The organism is Streptomyces sp. NPDC088745 (genome assembly GCF_044751045.1).
Taxonomy (GTDB): Bacteria; Actinomycetota; Actinomycetes; order Streptomycetales; family Streptomycetaceae; genus Streptomyces; species Streptomyces cremeus.
Genome location: NZ_JBIVLB010000001.1, coordinates 209982 through 230883, shown reverse-complemented (window position 1 = coordinate 230883; position 20902 = coordinate 209982). Strand labels below are relative to the sequence as shown.

16 protein-coding genes are annotated in these 20902 nt (G+C 72.1%); 10 read left to right on the top strand and 6 right to left on the bottom strand.

Annotated features, from left to right (window positions below):
* Positions 1 to 2 precede the first annotated feature (2 nt).
* Positions 3 to 1538, top strand: coding sequence for an MFS transporter (locus ACIP93_RS00975; protein ID WP_401754266.1), 1536 nt, complete (start codon positions 3 to 5; stop codon positions 1536 to 1538).
* 81 nt (positions 1539 to 1619) lie between these two features.
* Here the strand turns inward: ACIP93_RS00975 and ACIP93_RS00970 are convergent, their stop codons facing one another.
* Positions 1620 to 2147, bottom strand: coding sequence for a MarR family transcriptional regulator (locus ACIP93_RS00970; RefSeq protein WP_345221978.1), 528 nt, complete (start codon positions 2145 to 2147; stop codon positions 1620 to 1622).
* A gap of 130 nt (positions 2148 to 2277) precedes the next feature.
* Between ACIP93_RS00970 and ACIP93_RS00965 the strand changes: the two genes are divergently transcribed.
* Positions 2278 to 3060, top strand: coding sequence for a dioxygenase (locus ACIP93_RS00965; protein WP_401754263.1), 783 nt, complete (start codon positions 2278 to 2280; stop codon positions 3058 to 3060).
* A 93-nt stretch (positions 3061 to 3153) separates the two neighbouring features.
* On the opposite strand, the gene ACIP93_RS00960 is transcribed toward ACIP93_RS00965, so the two are convergent.
* Positions 3154 to 4170 carry a questin oxidase family protein gene (locus ACIP93_RS00960; protein WP_401754260.1) on the bottom strand — a complete coding sequence of 339 codons (1017 nt, stop codon included), beginning with the start codon at positions 4168 to 4170 and terminating at the stop codon, positions 3154 to 3156.
* 514 nt (positions 4171 to 4684) lie between these two features.
* Between ACIP93_RS00960 and ACIP93_RS00955 the strand changes: the two genes are divergently transcribed.
* A complete protein-coding gene (locus ACIP93_RS00955; RefSeq protein WP_345221986.1) occupies positions 4685 to 5683 on the top strand; it encodes a sigma-70 family RNA polymerase sigma factor in 999 nt (332 codons plus the stop codon).
* A 253-nt stretch (positions 5684 to 5936) separates the two neighbouring features.
* Here ACIP93_RS00955 and ACIP93_RS00950 read toward each other — a convergent pair whose 3' ends face one another.
* A complete protein-coding gene (locus ACIP93_RS00950) occupies positions 5937 to 6920 on the bottom strand; it encodes a helix-turn-helix transcriptional regulator (protein ID WP_401754257.1) in 984 nt (327 codons plus the stop codon).
* A gap of 63 nt (positions 6921 to 6983) precedes the next feature.
* Here ACIP93_RS00950 and ACIP93_RS00945 point away from each other — a divergent pair, with 63 nt between their 5' ends.
* The 4 genes from ACIP93_RS00945 (at position 6984) to ACIP93_RS00930 (ending at position 12719) form a co-directional block, all read left to right on the top strand.
* Positions 6984 to 8552, top strand: a complete 1569-nt coding sequence (locus tag ACIP93_RS00945) for an MFS transporter (RefSeq protein ID WP_380836780.1) — start codon at positions 6984 to 6986, stop codon at positions 8550 to 8552.
* A gap of 289 nt (positions 8553 to 8841) precedes the next feature.
* The gene (locus ACIP93_RS00940) at positions 8842 to 9603 is read left to right on the top strand and encodes a DeoR/GlpR family DNA-binding transcription regulator (protein WP_401754254.1); all 762 of its coding nucleotides are present in this window, start codon (positions 8842 to 8844) and stop codon (positions 9601 to 9603) included.
* Between the two features lie 4 nt (positions 9604 to 9607).
* Positions 9608 to 10555, top strand: coding sequence for a 1-phosphofructokinase (gene pfkB / locus ACIP93_RS00935; protein ID WP_401754251.1), 948 nt, complete (start codon positions 9608 to 9610; stop codon positions 10553 to 10555).
* Positions 10556 to 10628: 73 nt separating this feature from the next.
* Positions 10629 to 12719 (top strand): fructose-specific PTS transporter subunit EIIC, encoded by a 2091-nt coding sequence (locus ACIP93_RS00930; protein WP_401754248.1) that lies wholly within the window; start codon positions 10629 to 10631, stop codon positions 12717 to 12719.
* Between the two features lie 53 nt (positions 12720 to 12772).
* Here the strand turns inward: ACIP93_RS00930 and ACIP93_RS00925 are convergent, their stop codons facing one another.
* The 3 genes from ACIP93_RS00925 to ACIP93_RS00915 all read right to left on the bottom strand — a co-directional run bounded on the left by ACIP93_RS00925 (position 12773) and on the right by ACIP93_RS00915 (position 16083).
* Positions 12773 to 13609: a DUF6227 family protein gene (locus ACIP93_RS00925; protein WP_401754245.1), complete on the bottom strand. Its 837-nt coding sequence runs from the start codon at positions 13607 to 13609 to the stop codon at positions 12773 to 12775.
* A 158-nt stretch (positions 13610 to 13767) separates the two neighbouring features.
* Positions 13768 to 14871, bottom strand: coding sequence for a P1 family peptidase (locus tag ACIP93_RS00920; RefSeq protein ID WP_401754242.1), 1104 nt, complete (start codon positions 14869 to 14871; stop codon positions 13768 to 13770).
* Between the two features lie 12 nt (positions 14872 to 14883).
* Complete coding sequence (locus ACIP93_RS00915; RefSeq protein ID WP_401754239.1) at positions 14884 to 16083, bottom strand: low temperature requirement protein A; 1200 nt, start codon at positions 16081 to 16083, stop codon at positions 14884 to 14886.
* Positions 16084 to 16355: 272 nt separating this feature from the next.
* Between ACIP93_RS00915 and pflB the strand changes: the two genes are divergently transcribed.
* The 3 genes from pflB (at position 16356) to ACIP93_RS00900 (ending at position 20896) form a co-directional block, all read left to right on the top strand.
* A complete protein-coding gene (gene pflB / locus ACIP93_RS00910; RefSeq protein WP_401754236.1) occupies positions 16356 to 18644 on the top strand; it encodes a formate C-acetyltransferase in 2289 nt (762 codons plus the stop codon).
* Positions 18645 to 18793: 149 nt separating this feature from the next.
* Positions 18794 to 19621: a pyruvate formate-lyase-activating protein gene (gene pflA, locus ACIP93_RS00905; protein ID WP_401754233.1), complete on the top strand. Its 828-nt coding sequence runs from the start codon at positions 18794 to 18796 to the stop codon at positions 19619 to 19621.
* Positions 19622 to 19810: 189 nt separating this feature from the next.
* The gene (locus ACIP93_RS00900; protein WP_401754230.1) at positions 19811 to 20896 is read left to right on the top strand and encodes an MFS transporter; all 1086 of its coding nucleotides are present in this window, start codon (positions 19811 to 19813) and stop codon (positions 20894 to 20896) included.
* Positions 20897 to 20902: the final 6 nt, after the last annotated feature.

Below are 20902 nucleotides of genomic sequence, written 5' to 3'. Positions count from 1 at the left end.
CCATGCCCAGAACAGACCTCAATCCGCCTTCGAAGGCCGATTCCATACCCGATCCCAACCGCTGGAAGGCGCTCGTCTTCATCGCCCTGGCCCAGCTGATGGTGGTCCTGGACGCGACGATCGTGAACATCGCGCTGCCGTCCGCCCAGCAGGACCTCGGCATCTCCGACGCCAACCGGCAGTGGGTCATCACCGCCTACGCGCTCGCCTTCGGCGGCCTGCTGCTCTTCGGCGGACGCCTCGCCGACCTGTGGGGCCGCAAGCGCACCTTCCTCGTCGGCCTGATCGGCTTCGCGGCCGCCTCCGCCCTCGGCGGCGCGGCGACCGGCGAGGCCATGATGCTCGGCTCGCGCGCCCTCCAGGGCGTCTTCGGGGCCCTCCTGGCCCCCGCCGCGCTCTCCCTGCTGGCGGTGACGTTCACCGACATGAAGGAGCGCGCCAAGGCGTTCGGCATCTTCGGCGCCATCGCCGGCGGCGGCGGTGCGGTCGGCCTGATCCTGGGCGGCTTCCTCACCGAGTACCTGAACTGGCGCTGGACCTTCTTCGTCAACATCCCCTTCGCGGTGGTCGCCGCCCTGGGCGCGTACTTCTTCATCCGGGAGCCCGCCGGCGGCCGCAACCGCGCCCCGCTCGACATCCCGGGCGTGGTGCTCTCCACCCTCGGCCTGGTGGCCCTCGTGTACGCCTTCACGCGCGCCGAGGGCGACGGCTGGCTCGCCGGCTCCACCCTGGGCCTGTTCGCCGCCGCGATCGTCCTGCTGGCCGCCTTCGTGGCCGTCGAGGCACGGGTGAAGCACCCGCTGCTGCCGCTGCGCGTCCTGCTGGAGCGCAACCGCGGCGGCGTCTACGCCTCGCTGGGGCTCGCCGTCATCTCGATGTTCGGCCTGTTCCTCTTCCTCACGTACTACCTGCAGATCGTCAAGGGCTACTCGCCGGTCATGACCGGCTTCGCCTTCCTGCCGATGATCGCGGGCATGATCACCGGCTCCACCCAGATCGGCGCCCGCCTGATGACCCGGGTGCCGCCGCGGCTGCTGATGGGCCCCGGCTTCCTGCTCGCCGCGCTCGGCATGCTGCTGCTCACCCAGTTGGAGATCGGTTCCTCGTACGCCGGCCTGATCCTGCCCGCGCAGCTCCTGCTCGGCCTCGGCATGGGCACGGCGTTCATGCCGGCCATGTCGCTCGCCACGCACGGCGTCGAGGCCCGCGACGCGGGGGTCGCCTCCGCCATGGTGAACACCTCGCAGCAGGTCGGCGGCGCGATCGGCACCGCGCTGCTGAACACCATCGCGGCGAGCGCCACCACGGCGTACGTCGCGGCCCACGCCGCCGGCGCCACCGACGAGCGGCTGCTCCAGGCCCAGGCCATGGTGCACGGCTACGCCAACGCCATCTGGTGGGCGGTCGGCATCCTTGTCGTCTCCGCCGGCATCGCCTTCGCCCTGATCACCACCGGCCGCCCGGGCACCGCCACAGCGTCCTCCGGCGACAGCCAGGACGCACCGGACGAGGTGCGCGTTCCCGTGGTCGCGCACTGACCCGGGGGCCGTCCCGCCCCGAGTTCCTCGGGACGTGGGACGGCCCCTGCGCGCCCCGCCCTGGTTCCGCCGCCGTGACGGTCAGCGGAGCCAGGGCAGGTCCGCGCCCGTGCCCGTCGGCTCCAGCCCGTCGGCGATGACGCACATGATCTCGCCCAGCCGGCGCACCTGCTCCTCGCTGAGCCGGTCGAACATGGCTTTTCGTACGAGTGACACGTGTCCCGGCGCCGCCTCCTGAAGGACCGCGAATCCCTCGTCCGTGAGGAAGGCGTTCTGGCCGCGCTTGTCGGAGGGGCAGTCCTGGCGGCGCACCCAGCCGTTCTTCTCCAGCCGGGCGACCGCGTGCGAGAGCCGGGAGCGGGTGATCTTCGCGCTCCTCGCGAGCTCCGTCATCCGCAGCTTGCGGCCGGGCGCCTGCGCGAGCTGCACCAGCAGCCCGTAGTACATGTGCGGCATGCCCGCGTCGCGCTGGAGCTGGCGGTCGAGCGTGTCGTCCAGGAGCGTGGTGGCGTGGATGTACGCACGCCAGACGCGCTGCTCCTCGTCGGTGAGCCAGCGCGGCTCGGCGGAGGGCGCCTCGGTGCGGGCCGCGTTCTTCTTCGTGCTCATGCGCTCCACTGTACGGCCTCTCATTGAAACTTAAACTAGCTCGCGCTAGGCTCTTGCGGTGACGCTTGAAAGTTCAAGCGTGATGGAGTGGGGAGTGACGGAGATGGGTCCGACAGAGCAGGAGACCGCCATGGTGACCGCAGCGCGGCGCATGCCCGCCCTCTACCTCAGCCATGGCGCACCTCCGCTGGCGGACGATCCGGTCTGGCCGGGCGAGCTCGCCGCCTGGTCCGCCGGCCTGCCCCGGCCCACCGCCATTCTGGTGGTCTCCGCCCACTGGGAGGAGGCGCCGCTGGCGCTGGGGTCCACCGGGACCGTGCCGCTCGTGTACGACTTCTGGGGCTTCCCCGAGCACTATTACGCGGTCAGGTACCCGGCCCCGGGCGCACCGGCGCTGGCGCGGGCCGTGCGGGGGCTGCTGGGCGGCCCGGGGACGCCGGTGCAGGACGTACCCGATCGGGGGCTGGACCACGGTGCGTACGTCCCCCTCGTGGAGATGTTTCCCGGCGCGGACGTCCCCGTGCTCCAGGTGTCGATGCCGACGCTGGACCCGCAGCGGCTGATGGACCTCGGCCGCAGGCTGGCGCCCCTGCGCGACGAGGGCGTCCTGATCGTCGGCAGCGGCTTCTTCACCCACAACCTGGCCGCCCTGCGGCACACCGGCCCCGGTGTGCCCGGATGGTCGGCGGAGTTCGACGACTGGGGGCAGCGGGCGCTGGCCGCCGGCGACGTGGACGCCCTGCTGGACTTCGAGCACAAGGCCCCCGCCGGCCGCCTCGCGCATCCCCGCACCGAGCACTTCGCCCCCCTGTTCGTGACGCTGGGCGCCGCCGAGGGGGAGCTGGGCGGCGGGCGCAGCGTCATCGACGGCTTCTGGATGGGTCTGGCGAAGCGCTCGCTCCAGTTCGGCTGACGGGCGGGCCGTCTCCCGGGTGCGGACGAGCGGCACGGTCTCTCCCGGGCTCGGGCGAGCGGCGCCCTCGTGCCCGGGTTCGGGCGCTGCTTCTCAGGTCCGGCTGAGCGGCGTGCTGATCTCCACCGCGTACAGCGTGGCCGACAGGGCGTGCCCGTCGCCGACGTCCAGAGCGGTGTCGGCGAACTTCACCACGTGCTCGTCGCCGTGGGCGGCCGCCCGCTCGAACACCTCCTCCGGTGCCAGCCCCCGCGCCCGGTCCCGGTAGGAGACCGCCTCGTCGGGCGCGTACATCGCCGTCACCGCCGCCGACGCCGTCCAGGCCGCGCGCAGGCTCGGCGTCCACAGCGCCGACGGCAGCGCGGGCAGCACCCGCAGCACGGCGTTCGGGGCGGTCGAGGCGTGCACCAGCATGGTCTCCTCGCCGTGCCCGTGCGTGGCATAGCGGTGCACGGCCGCGCGCACCAGCTCCTGAAGTCTCGCGCGCGCCTCCTGCGGGGTCGCCGGCGCGGGCGCCCACACCGGCAGCCGCGACACCCGCGCCAGTCGCTGCGGGAAGCCCCCCTCCCGTACCGCGACGGCCGGTACGGCGTCCAGCGCCCCGGCGGCGCTCGCCGCACCCGGCACCGGTGCCGCGTCGGGGGCGGCGTGGTGCCGGGCGGCCCAGTAGCCGAGCCCGTGCGCCAGCTCCGCCAGCCGGGGCGCGGACTCCTGCGACAGCAGCCCGCGCACCGCGTGCCCGACCCGGATCACCGGATGTGTGGAGCCGCCGTACATCCCCGGCAGCAGCCGCGGCCACCACCGGGCGAGCACGTCGCGCCACGGGTGCTCGGCGAGCAGGCGCTCGAAGAACGCGATCCAGTCGGCGGCCCGGCGCGGATCGCCCAGGGCCCCGGCCCAGTTCTCGTCGGTCACCCGCGCGTGCGCGCCGGGAAACTCCTCCAGCTTGGCCGCGTAGACGTCGAGCCACCGGTGCACGGCCGCGGCGCGTCCGCGGGCGGCCAGCGCCTCGACGGCCATCGGCGCGTGATTGGTGAGCCGCCCCAGCCGCTCGGGCCCGTAGCCGTGCAGCCGCTGCAGGGCCTCGTCGTAGATCCCCGTGGTGTCCATGGGCCGGACAGTAGGGGCCCGTACCGCCGTACGGAACGGGCGCGGGACCTAGGCCCCGGGACCGAGCGCGTCCGCCGCCGGGCCCGGTCGGCCGGCGCGTTCGGCGCGCCCGCGCCCGCCGGACCCGGAATTCGGGCACTTCGGACATCGCGAGCAACCATGCGGCGGCAGGGGCCGTCTCCAAGGGCGGGAGGGCGGCCACGGGCGGCGCTCCCCGGGTGGAAAAGGAGTCGCGTCGGGGTGATCGACGTCTCACCGGTGAAGTGGCCGTAAAGATCGGCGAGGTTCCTCGGGTCGGCCTCCGCACCCGCTCTGACCTGCACCTCTGTGGTGATTTGGGCCGACATCACCCTCGAACGGGGCGACAGGGTACTGCAAGATCACGAAATTGAGTGCCGGTGAGGGGAATTCTGTCCGGATTCCGGCCGTTGGTTCTTTTGGAAGCTGGGAACCCGAAAGGAGTCCCGGCAGCCACAGCCACACCAGCGACCTACACACGCAAGGGAGCACCCGCATGGCAACCCGTGCCGTCGCCCGTCGGTCCTCGACCGGATCGACCAGGGCCAGCAGCGTTCGCGCCGTAGGCGGGGAGATCGCCGACCGCGACCTGGTCGGCATGTACCTCGACGAGATAGCACGGACGCCCCTGCTCGACGCCGCCAAGGAGGTCGAGCTGTCCCAGACCATCGAAGCCGGTGTGTACGCACGCCAGATACTCGACGGCGAGGTGGCGGACTCCAAGGAGGCGGGTGTCGCTTCCCGCGAGGAGCTGGAAGCGCTCTACGAGGCGGGGGAGCGGGCCAAGGACCTGTTCATCCGGTCCAACCTGCGTCTGGTCGTGGCCGTCGCCCGCCGCTACCCGCGCAGCGGCCTGCCCCTGCTCGACCTGATCCAGGAGGGCAACGCCGGCCTGGTGCGCGCCGTCGAGAAGTTCGACTACGCCAAGGGCTTCAAGTTCTCCACGTACGCGACCTGGTGGATCCGTCAGGCCATCACCCGCTCCATCGCCGACCAGTCCCGCACCATCCGCCTGCCCGTCCACCTGGTGGAGGAGCTGGGCCGCATCCGCCGCGTCCAGCGCGAGTTCAACCGCGAGAACGGCCGCGATCCCGAGCACGAGGAGATCGCCAAGGAGCTCGATGCCAAGCCGCAGCGCATCAGCGACGTGCTCGACTGGGCCCGTGACCCGGTCTCGCTGAACATGCCGGTCGACGACGGCGGCGAGACCCAGTTCGGCGACCTCCTGGAGGACACCTCCGCGGTCTCGCCCGAGCAGTCGGTGCTCTCCATGCTGCGCAGCGAGGAGCTGGAGGACCTGATAGGCAAGCTCGACCAGCGCACGGCCTCGATCATCCGCATGCGGTACGGCATCGAGGACGGCCGGGAGCGCACGCTCACCGAGGTCGGCAAGGAGCACGGCCTCACCCGTGAGCGCATCCGCCAGATCGAGAAGCACGCGCTGCTGGAGCTGAAGAAGATGGCGCACGACACGGGCTTCGACGCGGCGGCGTGAGGCGGGTACGGCGTACGGCGCCGGCGGCAGCCGCGGCCGGGCCGCGCCGTCCTCGCACGGCCGGGTCCCCTCCGTACCCGCTCCCCGGCACGGCTCCGCCGTTGCGCAGGACCCAGAAACCCCCGTACGGCGTCGAAGCCGTACGGCACCGACCACGACGCGGCGGCCACCACCCACCCCGGGCCGCCGGGTCCTTCCCGGGACGAAGCCCCGGCGCGTCCCCCCGAGCGCCGGGGCTCCCCACCCGGCGGCGTCACGCCGCCGGGCCGACCGCGCGCCCGATGCGCGCGCCGAGCGAGGCCAGGTACTCCACCAGCACCGGCGGCTCCCGCACCGTGAACTCGCAGTCCACCAGCGCCAGCCGCAGCCCCACCCACTCCGGCGAGTCGCCCAGCTCCGCCTCCAGCCGACAGGTGTGCTCGCCCGTGGCCACCGGCGTCCCCAGTGAGCGCGGCAGCCGCGCCGCGACGAAGGCGGCGGGCGCCTCGAACGTCGCCACCAGCCGGAACGGCTCGTTCCGTCCGATCCCGCCCAGGGCCTGCATGGACTGGCGCAGGAAGTCCGCCGCGTTCCCCGTCGGCAGCCCGCGCGGCACGAACCGTGCCCCCGTCGCGAACGGCTCGCTCACCCGGTCCACCCGGAACGTCCGCCAGTCCTCGCGGTCGATGTCGTACGCCACCAGGTACCAGCGACGCCCCGTGCTGACCAGCCGGTGCGGTTCGACCAGGCGCTTGGTCGCCGTGCCGTCGCCGGAGCGGTAGGCGAACCGCAGCCGCTCCTGCCCGGTCGCCGCGCCCGCCATCACGGTCAGCGTCTGCGGATCGATGCTCGCCCCGTCGCCGCTGGTCAGCGGAACCGTCGCGGCCTGGAGCGCCGAGACCTGGCGGCGCAGCCGCGACGGCAGCACCTGCTCCAGCTTGGCCAGCGCCCGCACCGACGCCTCCTCGATGCCCTCCACGGCGTGCCCGGCGCCGGCCCGCAGGCCCACCGCGATCGCCACCGCCTCCTCGTCGTCGAGCACCAGCGGGGGCATCGCCTTGCCCGCGACCAGGCGGTACCCGCCCTCCGCCCCCATCGTCGCCTGCACCGGATAACCCAGGTCGCGGAGCCGGTCGATGTCCCTGCGCACCGTCCGGCGCGAGACGTCGAGGCGGGTCGCCAGCTCGCTGCCCGGCCATTCGCGGGGCGTCTGGAGCAGCGAGAGCAGTTGCAGCAGCCGTGCCGGTGTGTCCGTCATGGCACCAAGCATGCGCCGGATGTGGGACACGGTGTGTCCTACATGGGGACTACCGTCTCGACCATGACTTCAGCACCCCCGTCGGGGACTTCCGAGGCGTCTCCGATATCCGCCGCAGCACCCCGGGCCGAGCAGCCGGGCGACCGCCGTCGCTGGTTCGCGCTCGCCATCGTGATGACCGCCGCCTTCATGGACCTGGTCGACGTCACGATCGTCAACATCGCCATCCCGAGCATCCAGGGCAGCCTGGGCGCGAGCTTCAGCGCCATCCAGTGGATCACCGCCGGTTACGCCCTGGCGTTCGCCGCGGGGCTCATCACGGGCGGCAGGCTCGGCGACATCTACGGCCGCAAGCGGCTGTTCCTCATCGGCATCGGCGGCTTCACCGCCGCCTCGGCGCTCTGCGGCTTCGCCGCCAACCCGGACGTGCTGGTCGCCTCCCGCGTCCTGCAGGGCGCGACGGCGGCGCTGATGGTCCCGCAGGTGCTCTCCATCGTGCACGCCACCTTCCCGGCGCACGAGCGCGGCAAGGTCTTCGGCCTGTTCGGTGCGATCGTCGGCCTCGGCGCGGTCACCGGGCCGCTGCTGGGCGCGCTGCTCACCGAGTGGAACCTCTTCGGCCTGGAATGGCGCCCGATCTTCCTGATCAACCTGCCCGTCGGCATCGCCGGGCTGGTCCTGGGCGCCAAGTTCATCACCGAGTCCAAGGCGCCGCGCGCGCTGAAGCTGGACCTGCCGGGCGTCGCCCTGGTGGTGCTGGGCCTGCTGGCGCTGATCTACCCGCTGACCCGGGGCCGCGAGCTGGACTGGCCGCTGTGGGGCCACCTGTCGATGGCGGGCAGCCTGCTGATCCTGGCCGCCTTCGTGGCGTACGAGAAGTGGAAGACGCGGCGCGACGGATCGCCGCTGGTGGAGCTGTCGCTGTTCCGGGTCAAGAGCTTCGCGGCGGGCATCGCGGTGCAGCTCACCTTCGGTGTCTTCAGCGGCATCTTCTTCATGGTGTGGACGCTCTACATGCAGATCGGGCTCGGCTGGAGCGCGCTGCGCGCGGGCGTCACCGGCATCCCCTTCTCCGTCGCGGTCTCGGTGGCGGCGGGCATCTCGGTGCAGAAGCTGGTGCCGCGCTTCGGGCGCAAGGTGCTCCAGGCGGGCGCGCTCACCATGGCCGCCGGGCTGCTGCTCTACATCTGGGAGGCGCACCACTTCGGCGCGGCCATCTCCCCCTGGCAGATGGCGCTGCCGCTGACCGTGATGGGTCTCGGCATGGGCCTGATCGTCGCGCCGCTCACCGACGCGGTGCTCTCCGAGGTGCCCAAGGAGCACTCGGGCTCGGCGTCCGGGCTGATCAACACGACCGGGCAGACCGGCAACGCCTTCGGCATCGGCCTGGTGTCGGTGGTCTTCTTCGGGGTCATCGACGACAAGGTGGAGCTGGCGAAGGGCGCGCGGAGCGCGATCGGGCCGGCGTACGTGGACGCGTTCCAGAGCGCGCTGGGCTGGGTCGTCGGCGTCCTGCTGGTGATCTTCCTGCTGATGTTCGCGCTGCCGAGGAAGACGGCGGGCCACCAGGCGCCGGACGCCGCCGCCCCGTTCGAGGACGAGGTCCGCAAGGAGCCCGCCCTGACCGTCTGACACCGCTCGGCGCTCTTGCGGCCACAGGCCCGCCCGGTCCCCGGACCGCGCGGGCCTGTGGCCGTCGTACGGCTCCGCAGGGCAAGCGTCCCGATCGGGCGCGGGGAACCCGCGCGGCACCGCCAGGGACCCTCCGGCCCGGACCCGAGGCCCGCATGACTCACTTCCGACCAGACCAGAAGCCCGTTCGTGCCCGATCGTGGCCCGTATGTGTTTACTCAGTCGGGTGGAGGGGCGTACCCTGCCGGTAAAACCACAGGTTCGGGCATTGAAACGGACGTAACCCCTCATGTACGCACCCGAGCGCCAGCAGGAAATCCTCCGTCTCGCCCGTGAGGACGGACGCGTCGACGTGCTGTCCCTCGCCCACACCTTCCAGGTCACCGCCGAAACCGTCCGCCGCGACCTCAAGGCCCTCGACCGGGCCGGCCTCCTGCGCCGGGTGCACGGCGGCGCCATCCCGGCCGGGCGGCTCGACTTCGAACCCGACCTCGCCGAGCGCGAGGCCGCGGCGGCCGACGAGAAGGACCGCATCGCGCGGGCCGCCACCGCCGAACTGCCCACCGAGGGCAGCGTCGTCCTCGACGCCGGCACGACCACGGCCCGCCTCGCGGCCCTCCTCCCGCTGGAGTGCGGCCTGACCGTCGTCACGCACTCCCTGCCGGTCGCCGCCCGCCTCGCCGACCACCCGGGCATCGACCTCCACCTGGTCGGCGGCCGGGTGCGCCACCGCACCCGCGCCGCCGTGGACGCCTGGGCCCTGCGCGCGTACGGCGAGATCCGCGCCGACGTCGTCCTCCTCGGCGCCAACGGATTCTCCGTACGCCACGGCCTGACCACCCCCGACCTCGCCGAAGCGGCCGTGAAACGGGCGGTGATCGCCTCGGCCCGCCGGGTCGTGCTGCTCGCCGACTCCGCCAAGCACGGGCAGGAGCACTTCGCTCGCTTCGGCGGCCTCGCGGACGTGGACCTGCTCATCACCGACTCCGGGCTCGGCCCCGAGGACGCCGCCGCCATCGAGGCGGCCGGAACCGAAGTACAGCGAGTGTGACCCGATGATCCTGACCGTCACCCCCAACCCCAGCCTCGACCGCACCTACGAGGTCCCCACCCTGATGCGGGGCGAAGTGCTGCGGGCCACCTCCGACCGGATGGACCCCGGCGGCAAGGGCGTCAACGTCTCGCGCGCGGTCGCCGCCGCCGGCCGCGACACCCTCGCCGTCCTCCCCCTGGGCGGCGCCCCCGGCGCCCTCGTCGCCGAACTCCTGCGCGCCGAGGGCATCGCGGTCGCCGCGGTGCCGGTGGCGGGGCAGACCCGGTCCAACATCTCCGTCGCCGAACCCGACGGCGCCCTCACCAAGATCAACGCGACCGGGCCCGAGCTCACCGCCGCCGAGTCCGAGGCACTGCTCGACGCCGTGCGCGCGCACTCCGCCGACGCCGACTGGATCGCCTGCTGCGGCAGCCTCCCGCGCGGTCTCGCTCCCCGGTGGTATGCCGCCCTGGTGGCCCGCGCGCACGAGGCGGGGGCGCGGATCGCGCTCGACACCTCGGGGCCCCCGCTGCTCGCCGCGCTGCGCGAGCGGCCCGACGTGGTGAAGCCGAACGCGGAGGAGCTGGCCGCGGCGGTCGGGCGCCCGCTCAGGACGATCGGTGACGCCGTCGCCGCGGCCGGGGACCTGCGCGCCCTGGGCGCCCGGACGGTACTGGCCAGCCTGGGCGCCGACGGGCAGCTCCTGGTCACCGGTTCCGGAGTGTGGTTCGGCTCGGCGGAGGCCGATGCCGTACGGAGCAACGTCGGCGCCGGTGATGCCTCGCTGGCCGGTTTCCTGGCGGCCGGGGGCGAAGGGCCCGAGGCCCTCGCGGCGGCGGTCGCGCACGGTGCGGCGGCGGTACGGCTGCCGGGCAGCGTGATGCCGACGCCGTCCGACCTGGACCCGGCGGCGGTGACGGTGACGGCGGACGTCCCGCTGGACCGCGTACTGACGGAGCCCACGCCATGACCATCCCGAACGTCCCGCGGCCTGCCGCCCCCTTCCCGCATCCCGTGCAGACATCCGTGCAAAGGAGCCCGCGATGAGCCAGATGATCACCGCGGACCTGGTCGACCTCGACCTGGCCGCCCCCACCAAGCAAGAGGCGACCCGTTCGCTGGCGACCCGGATGGCGGGGCTCGGCAGGGTCACCGACCTCGACGGTTTCCTCGCCGACGTCGCGGCACGCGAGGCGCAGATGCCGACCGGCCTGGAGGGCGGCATCGGCATCCCGCACTGCCGCAGCGCGCACGTCACCGAGCCGACGCTCGCCTTCGGGCGCAGCGCCTCCGGTGTCGACTTCGGTGCGACGGACGGCCCGGCGGACCTGATCTTCCTGATCGCCGCTCCGGCGGGCGCGGACGACGCCCACCTGACGATCCTCTCCGGTCTGGCCCGGCAGTTGATGAACACCGCGTTCACGGACGCGCTGCGGGCGGTGGGGGACCCGGAGTCGGCGGCGGCCCTGATCCGGGGGGACGAGGCACCGGCACCGGCACCCGCACCGGCATCTGCTCCGGGAGGGGAGGCGGCCGCGCGCGCATCAGCACCGGAGGCCGCCCAGGCACCGGAGGCCGCACCGGCTGCGGTGGCCGCGCGCGTACCCGCACCGGAGGCCGCGCCGGCACCGGCTGCCGTCCCCGACGCCGGACGTCCCTTCCGTATCGTCGCCGTCACCTCCTGCCCCACCGGCATCGCGCACACCTACATGGCCGCCGAAGCCCTCGAACAGGCGGGCGACGGCGCCGGTGTGCAGCTCACCGTCGAGCCGCAGGGCTCCTCCGGCTTCACCCGGCTCGACCCGGCGGTCATCGCCGCCGCGGACGCGGTGATCTTCGCCCACGACGTTCCCGTACGGGACCGCGAACGCTTCGCCGGGAAGCCGACCGTCGACGTCGGCGTCAAGGCGGGCATCAGCCGGCCCCTGGAACTCATCGCCGAGGCCAGGGACAAGGCCGCCCGAGGAGACGTTTCCGCGGCCCCCGGCAAGGGGACGCCGGTCGAGGAGTCCGGCGAGGCCGACGAGAGTTACGGTGCGAAGCTCCGCACCTGGCTGATGAGCGGCGTCAGCTACATGGTCCCGTTCGTCGCGGCGGGCGGCCTGCTGATAGCACTCGGCTTCGCCATCGGCGGTTACGGAATCGACAAAGCGCCTTCCGTGCTGGAGCACTTCGCGTGGGGCGACCACACCAGTTGGGCGGCACTGCTGTTCCAGATCGGCGGCCTGGCCTTCGCGTTCCTGATCCCGGTGCTGGCCGGCTACATCGCGTACGGGATGGCCGACCGCCCCGGCCTGGTGCCCGGTTTCGTCGGCGGCTCCATCGCGGTCACCATCAAGGCCGGTTTCCTCGGCGGCCTGATCGCCGGCCTGCTCGCGGGCGCGGTCGTCCTGGCGATCCAGCGGGTGCGCGTCCCGGCCGCCCTGCGCGGCATCATGCCGGTCGTGGTGATCCCGCTGATCTCCTCGATCGTCGTCGGCTTCCTGATGTTCCTGGTGATCGGCGAACCCATCGCCGAGCTGCAGTCGGCACTGACCGACTGGCTGGGCAGCATGTCCGGTACCAATGCGGTCGTACTGGGCGTCGTCCTGGGCCTGATGATGTGCTTCGACCTCGGCGGCCCGCTCAACAAGGTCGCGTACGCCTTCGCCATCGGCGGCATCGCCGACAACCCCAACGACGGCAATCTCAAGGTCATGGCCGCCGTGATGGCCGCGGGCATGGTGCCGCCGCTGGCGATGGCGCTCGCCACCACCGTGCGCGGCGGGCTCTTCACCAGGACCGAGCGCGAGAACGGCAAGGCGGCCTGGGTGCTCGGCGCGTCCTTCATCACCGAGGGCGCGATCCCGTTCGCCGCCGCCGACCCGCTGCGCGTCATCCCCGCCTCCATGGCGGGCGGCGCCGTCACCGGTGCCCTGTCGATGGCCTTCGCGAACACCCTGCGCGCCCCGCACGGCGGCGTGTTCGTGGCCCCGCTGGTCGGCAACCCGCTGCTGTACCTGGTGGCCGTCGCCGCCGGTGTGGTGGTGACCGCCGGACTCGTCGTCCTCCTCAAGGGGATCCGGCGGAAGCCCGCGTCCGCCCCCGGCCCGCGGGCGGGCGACGCGGAGCAGCAGGTGACCGTCGCCGCCTGACCTGGCCGGCCCGCGCCCCCGCTCCGCGCGGAGGGCGGGCTAGGCCCGGCCGGTCACCGGACCCGCCCGCGAAGCCCCATCGCTTCGCGGGCGGTGTGCTTGTCCGCGTACACCTCGCACATGTGCCGCCCGTCCGGCGTCGCCGTGTGCTCGACCTCCCAGAGGCTGAGCTCGCTGCCGTCCATCAGCAGGAACGCGTGCTCGTACAGCGTGAAGCCCACGTCCCGCCCCCTGCTGCGGCACTGCCGTCCGAAGACCTGGGTGATCTCGTGCGCCAGCGCGTCCCTGAGCAGCCGGGCCGTCTCCTCGCCCGGCCGGTCCGCGTTCTCCGCGCGGCGCAGTACCCGGCGCGCGTGGTCGGCGGAGTCGTCCGGCACGAAGGAGCGCCGGGCCGGCCGGCGGGAACCGGCGAGGAGGGCGTCCAGGTCGTCCCCCGCCCCTACCGCGAGGCTGTCGGGGACGACGAGGGCGTCCGGGCAGTCCGGTCCGTCCGTGCACTCCGGGAACATCGGCACCTCGTCCGGGTGCGCGCCGCTCCGGGGCGCCAGCCGGTTCGCGGCGAGCCTGGCCTCGGTGACGTCGGTGTACAGCTCGTGCTCGACGTGCCGGTCGCGGCCCGCGTTGTGCACCAGCTCCCACAGGGTGAGGGAGGACCCGTCGGCGAGCAGGAACGCATGCCGGTACAGGGAGCGGCGCAGGCCGGCGCTGTGGTGGGAGGAGCGCAGCGAGGAGCTGTGCGCGAACGCCGACTGCAGGCGGTCGACCGTCTCGTCGGGCAGGTCGAAGGAGTTCAGCGCACGGCCCAGGAGCTGCCCGAGGTGCTCCTCGGTGGTTTCGAGCACGTCGTGCTCGTCGAGGCCGTCGCTCTCGTACTCGTACGGATCGTTCAAGGCTTCTCCAGGCCGTCGCCACAGGTAACGCTCTGGGGACACAACGTAGCCGGTGGGTCTGACATCGCGCCGGGGGATGGCACTTATTTGCCGGTGAACGAAGGGGGATGTACGAGAGGTTCCCGCAAGGCGCCCCCGAAATACCGCAGTTCTACGATTCACCCCGCCTGCGGGTAGAGCTCCCGGTATGCCGGGAACACCCCGCCAGGTCCGTCGACGCCTTCGGCCGCCCGCACGGCCTTCACGATCGCCCGCGTCACCGTGTCCGCGCCCGCCGCGAGCACCTCGTTGAGGGCGGCGGCCGTCAACTGGTCCCCGCCGTGCGCGAGCTGCTCGGCGACCAGCGGGCGCGCCCCGGTGGACAGGGCGAAGACCGTGTCGCCGTCGGTCAGCTGGTGCACCGGACGCAGCGCCCGGGCGAAACCGTCGTGCGAGGTGCCGGCCAGCTTGTGCGCCTGCGCGCGGGTGAGCCCGGCGTCGGTGGCGACGACCGCGAGCGTGGTGTTCAGCGGAGGGCGCACGGAGGCGGCGTACCGTCGCGCGGACTCCTCTCGCGCCTCCCGCGCACGCCGCAGCGCCTCCCGGTGCACCTCCGCGCGCGGGTACGTCACCGGCCCCTGGAAGTACTCCCCGTACAGCACGCCGGTCAGCGGGTCGACGGGGGAGCCCGCGGCGTTCACCACCACCAGCGCCGCCACCGTCGCGCCCGAGTCCAGCAGCACGCTCGCCGTGCCCACACCGCCCTTGAGGCCGCCCGCCACCGCGCCGGTGCCCGCGCCCACCGCGCCCTGTGCCACCGGTGAGCCGGGCCCGGTGCGCGCCGCCTCCGCCACGGCGGCCCGTCCCGTCGCCGCTTCGGGGCGGACATGCCAGTCGCCGCCGCGTCCCAGGTCGAAGAGGCAGGCGGCGGGCACCACGGGTACCACCTGTGCCGGGTCCGGGCCTGCGCGGTAGCCGCGGTGCCGTTCCTCCAGCCAGGCCACCACCCCGGACGCCGCGTCGAGCCCGTACGCGCTGCCGCCGGTGAGGACGATCGCGTCCGTGCGCTGCACCAGGTTGCGCGGGTCCAGCGCGTCCGTCTCGCGGGTGCCGGGCCCGCCGCCCCGTACGTCCACGGCCGCGGTGAAGCCCCCCTCGGGGCCGAGCACGACGGTGCTCCCGGTCAGGGCGAGGGCTGTCGCCACGCGGGCGTGGCCGACCCGCAGGCCGGCCACGTCGGTCAGTGCGTCATGCGGTCCCGGCTTCCCGGTGGGGGCGTCCATGGGCCCTGCGTATCACGGCGTCTGCGGCGTGCGAAGGCCCGCGCTGTCCGGCCGGTCCGACAGCAGTACGCCGACCGCGACGGCCAGCGCCATGACGAGGCCCGCCGCCGGCACCGCCCAGGTGCCCAGGAAGGTGCACGCGAGCACCAGGACCACCGTCACCGGCATCAGCGACTTCTCCGCGACGCTCCGCTTGAAGTGCCGGGCCTGCAGGAACCAGCCGGTGAGCAGGAACAGCGCCGTCGGGAGGGTCACCGCGGCCGCCGCCGCCACGGCGGAGATGTGCGCCTGGCCGGTGACCCGTTCGACCGCGACCTCGATGCCCGCGCCGATCGCCGCCGCCGACCCCAGGATGAGCAGATGGCCGTAGCCCCAGGTGATGGCGCGCCGCAGGGAGGTGAGACGTTTCTGCGCCGGGGAGGAGAAGTAGATCCACCAGGCGGAGAAGACGATCAGCAGGCCGCCGCCCGCGATGGACAGCAGCTCGCCCAGCTCCTCGTGCTCGTCCAGGGCCTTCTGCACGGCGATGGTGGCGGCGGTGATGGACTCGCCCAGCACGATGATGGTGAACAGCCCGTACCGCTCGGCGATGTGGTGCGGGTGCCAGGAGGTGCTGAAGTCCTTCTCTGCGATCACCGGAACGCTCAGCTCGGCCAGGGCCAGGAGCACGAAGCAGTACAGGCGCGTGCCCTCCGGCACGAAGAGCATCGCCAGCCAGCCGAGCTGGCAGATCACCAGGCCGGTCGCGTACTTCAGCGCGGTGGACCGTTCGGGGCCGGGGTTGTGCCGGGCGACCCGCAGCCACTGGCAGGTCATGGCCAGGCGCATCACGACGTAGCCGGCGATGCAGACGGCCCAGTTGCCGTGGTCGAAGGCGCGCGGAATGCCGGCCGCGAACACCAGGACGCCCGCGATCTGCACCAGTACGGCGAGGCGGTAGAACACGTCGTCGTTGTCGTAGGCGGAGGCGAACCAGGTGAAGTTGACCCACGCCCACCAGATGGCGAAGAAGACCAGGGCGTAGCCGAGGGTGCCGCTGCCGAAGTGGCCCTCCGCGACGGCGTGCACCAGGCGCACCCCGGCCTGGGCCACGGCGACGACGAAACACAGGTCGAAGAACAGTTCCAGCACGGTGGCCGCACGGTGTCCCTCGACAGGACTGCGCGCCGTCATGCGGCGCAGCAGGCCGGTGGGGGCGGTCGGATGACTCATGGGTACATGAGACCAGAGGAGTCGGCGGAGCGCGCGGAGGGATGCCGGGGGCTTTTCCCGCAGTGGCCGGACATTCATTGTGAATGCATTCACAAGCGAACCAATGACATTGGTCCCTGGCGGAACTGCTGGTCAGAGCGCCGAATCCGTTGTCGGGCGGGCAGAAGTGGGGTCCTTCGGTCCTCGATTGGGGACTATTGCGCGGTCCGCGGACCGTCCGCGAGGAGTCGAATGGAGTCACAGCGACGAAGCAGGAACGGAAGGTGCGGACGATGACCACAGCCCCCGTGAAGACCGCGGCGAATTACACGCAGGCCGATGCCGCCGCCGAGACCGCGGACGCCTGGGACGGCTTCGAGGACGGGCTGTGGCGCGACGCCGTCGACGTCCGCGACTTCGTCCAGCGCAACTACACCCCGTACGAGGGCGACGCCTCCTTCCTCGCCGGGCCCACCGAGCGCACCACCGCCGTGTGGCAGAAGCTCCTGCGCATGTTCCCCGAGGAGAACAGCAGGGGCGTCCACGACGTCGACGTGAGGACCCCCTCGCGCATCGACGCCTTCGCCCCCGGCTTCATCGACCCCGACAAGGACCTCATCGTCGGCCTGCAGACCGACGCGCCGCTCAAGCGGGCGATCATGCCCAACGGCGGCTGGCGCATGGTCGAGAACGCCCTCAACGCCTACGGCTACGAGGCCGACCCCCAGGTCCGCGAGGTCTACACGCACCTGCGCAAGACCCACAACGAGGGCGTCTTCGACGCGTACACCCCCGAGATCCGCGCCTGCCGCTCCTCCGGCATCATCACCGGCCTGCCCGACGCCTACGGCCGCGGCCGCATCATCGGCGACTACCGCCGCGTCGCCCTGTACGGCGTAGACCGACTTGTCGACATGAAGCTGGCCGACAAGGCGCGCCTCGGTGAGCGGTGGGCGACCGAGCACGTCATCCGCGACCGCGAGGAGATCTCCGAGCAGATCAAGGCGCTCAACGAGCTCAAGGCGATGGCCGCCTCGTACGGCTACGACATCTCCGGCCCCGCCCGCACCGGCCGCGAGGCCGTCCAGTGGCTGTACTTCGCCTACCTGGCCGCCGTGAAGGAGCAGAACGGCGCGGCCATGTCGATCGGCCGCATCGACAACTTCCTCGACATCTACCTCCAGCGCGACCTCGACAGGGGCCTCATCACCGAGGAGCAGGCCCAGGAGTTCATCGACGACTTCGTCATCAAGCTGCGCATCGTCCGCTTCCTGCGCACCCCCGAGTACAACGAGCTGTACTCCGGCGACCCCACCTGGGTGACCTGGTCGATGGCCGGCATCGGCGACGACGGCCGGCCGCTGGTCTCGCGCACCACCTTCCGCGCCCTGCAGACGCTCTACAACCTCGGCCCCGCGCCGGAGCCGAACCTCACCGTCTTCTGGTCGCGGCGACTGCCGCAGGGCTTCAAGGCGTACGCGTCGAAGGTCGCCATCGACACCTCGGCGATCCAGTTCGAGTCCGACGAGCTGATGCGCCCGAAGTACGGCGACGACACCGCCATCGCGTGCTGCGTCTCGGCGATGGCCGTCGGCAAGCAGATGCAGTTCTTCGGCGCACGCGTGAATGTCGCCAAAGCGCTTTTGTACGCGATCAACGGCGGCCGTGACGAGAAGACCGGCAAGACCGTCGTGGCGGGCTTCGAACCGGTCACCGGCGACTACCTCGACTACGACGACGTCGCCCCGCGCTACGACGCGATGCTGGACTGGCTGGCGAAGACGTACGTGCACGCGCTCAACGTCATCCACTACATGCACGACAAGTACGCCTACGAGCGCATCGAGATGGCCCTGCACGACCAGGAGATCCTGCGCACCATGGCCTGCGGCATCGCCGGCCTCTCCGTCGCCGCCGACTCCCTCTCGGCCATCAAGCACGCCAAGGTCAAGGTCGTCCGGGACGAGACGGGCCTCGCGGTCGACTACGAGATCGAGGGCGACTACCCGGCGTACGGCAACAACGACGACCGCGCGGACGCCATCGCCCGCCGCATCGTCGAGGACTTCATGCAGAAGATCCGCAAGCACCCGACGTACCGCGACGCCGTGCACACCCAGTCCGTGCTCACGATCACTTCGAACGTGGTCTACGGCAAGAAGACCGGCAACACGCCCGACGGCCGCCGCGCCGGCACCCCGTTCGCCCCGGGCGCCAACCCGATGAACGGCCGCGACGAGCACGGTTACATCGCCTCGGCCCTGTCGGTCGCCAAGCTGCCCTACGACGACGCCGAGGACGGCATCTCGCTGACCAACACCATCACCCCGGACGCGCTGGGCCGCACCCCCGAGGAGCGGGTGCAGAACCTCTCCGGCGTCCTCGACGGCTTCATGGCCAGCAATGGCTTCCACATGAACGTCAACGTCCTCGACAAGAAGACGCTCGAAGACGCCATGGAGCACCCGGAGAACTACCCGCAGCTCACCATCCGGGTTTCCGGTTACGCGGTCAACTTCGTGCGGCTGACCCGCGAGCAGCAGCTCGACGTCATCAACCGCACCTTCCACGGCTCCCTCTAGAGCCGCCCGCCCCCACGGGGCCCGCGATCCGTACGGCGCCGGGGCCGATCCCCCCTGACCCCCACCCGGTCCCGGCCCGTACGAAAACGTTTCTCCTTCCCCCTCTCCTCCGCACCTCCTCTCGCCACTCCTCCCAGGAGGCTCCTGCCATGACCGCCGTACTGCTCGGAAGCGACATTCCGGTACGGGCCGCCGCCCCGGCCGCCCCCGAGGGCGCCACCCCGGCCGGCGCGGCGACCCACCGCCCCGTCACCGGCTCGGTGCACTCCTGGGACCTGTCCACCGGCGTCGACGGCCCCGGCACGCGCTTCGTCACCTTCCTCTCCGGATGCCCGCTGAGCTGCCTGTACTGCCACAACCCCGACACGATGAGGATGCGCAACGGGAAGCGGTACGCGGCGGACGACATCGTCGCCGAGGCCGCCAAGTACACGACCTTCATCCGGGCCTCCGGCGGCGGCGCCACCATCAGCGGCGGCGAACCCCTCCTCCAGCCGGTCTTCGCGGGCGAACTCCTCCACCGCTTCAAGCACGAACTCGGCCTGCACACCGCGCTGGACACCTCGGGCTTCCTCGGCGCCCGCGCCACCGACGCCCTGCTGCGGGACGTGGACCTCGTCCTCCTGGACATCAAGTCCTGGGACCCGGCGACGTACACGAAGGTGACCGGCCGCGAACTGGGGCCCACCCTCGACTTCGCCCGCCGCCTGGCCGCCCTGGACAAGCAGGTGCACGTACGGTTCGTGCTCGTTCCGGGCCTGACCGACGACCCCGCGAACATCGACGGCGTCGCCGCCTTCGCCGCCTCGCTCGGGGTCGTCTCGCGCGTCGACGTCCTGCCCTTCCACAAGCTGGGCGAGGCCAAGTGGCAGGCGCTGGGCAAGAACTTCACCCTGCACGACACCCCGTCGCCGGGGCCGGCCGAGGTGACGGCGGCCCGCGAGATCTTCCAGGGACACGGGCTGTACGCCGTTTGAGTGCACCAGAGGGTGCAAATGCACCGTTAGTCCTAATTTGGTGGGGTGACCGAGCCCTCACCCTCCGCACCGGACCCCACTCCGCCCCTGAGCCCGGGGGGTGCACCGCCTGCCGGCGCGGGAACCGTGCCCGCCACGAGTGCAGGCGCTGCATCCTCCACGAGCGCGCCCGCCGGGCGTGCGGGAGGTGTGCCCGCCGCCGGCGCGGGCGCCACTGATGCCGCGCCGCGGCTCGGTCCCCCGCGGTCCACGCCTTCGGTGACTCGTCGCGCCACCCTCGTCGCCACCGCGGTCTCGCTGCTGCTGATCCTCGCGATCTACTTCGGCAGCCGCCTGCTGCGCGACTTCGACTCCGCCCTGCTCCCGTACGCGGTGGCGACGGTCTTCCTCGCGTTCGGCGTCGCCTACCGCTACACCGTGTGGATCTCCGCACCCGGCGCCCGCCGCCTCTTCACCAAGGGCTGGGGCAGCCTCTTCTCCGTCGAGAACTTCCGCAAGGCCCCCACCGCCCTGCCGAGGATGATCGCGACCTACCTCGGCCTCCAGAAGTTCCTCGGCGCCCGCAGCCACGCCCGCTGGGCCGCCCACCAGCTCATCTTCTGGGGCTGCGTCCTGGCCGCCGCGATCACCTTCCCCCTCACCTGGGGCTGGTTCACCTTCACGTCGTCGACCGGTGCCGGCCCCGGCTACGAGATGCGGATCTGGGGCTTCAAGGTGCTCGGCTACGACTCCTCCAGCCTCGTCGGCTGGCTGCTGTTCCACGGCCTGGACATCGCCGCCGTGCTGGTCATCCCCGGCGCCTCGTACTTCCTGTACCGGCGCATGAAGGACCGCGGCGCGATGACCGGCCAGCGCTTCGCCTACGACCTGGTCCCGCTCATCGCCCTCATCGTCGTCTCGGTCACCGGCCTGCTGCTGACCTTCTCCTCGATCTTCCTGCACGGCGGCGGCTACGAATTCCTCGCGCTGCTGCACATGGTCTCGGTCGTCTTCACCCTGATCTACATCCCGTTCGGGAAGTTCTTCCACATCGTGCAGCGGCCCGCCGCCGTCGGCATGCAGCTCTTCAAGTACACCGCCCGGCAGAAGGACGAGGTCTTCCACTGCCGCCGCTGCGACACGCCGATCGACACCGCGCCGTACGTCGAGAACCTCGAAGCGACCATGCGCGACCTGAAGCTCGACTTCGCCGAATGGGCCGAGTACTGCCCGCGCTGCAAACGCGAACTGCGCGGCAACGCCTACCTCTCGCACGTCAAGAAGGGCTTCAAGTGACCGCGC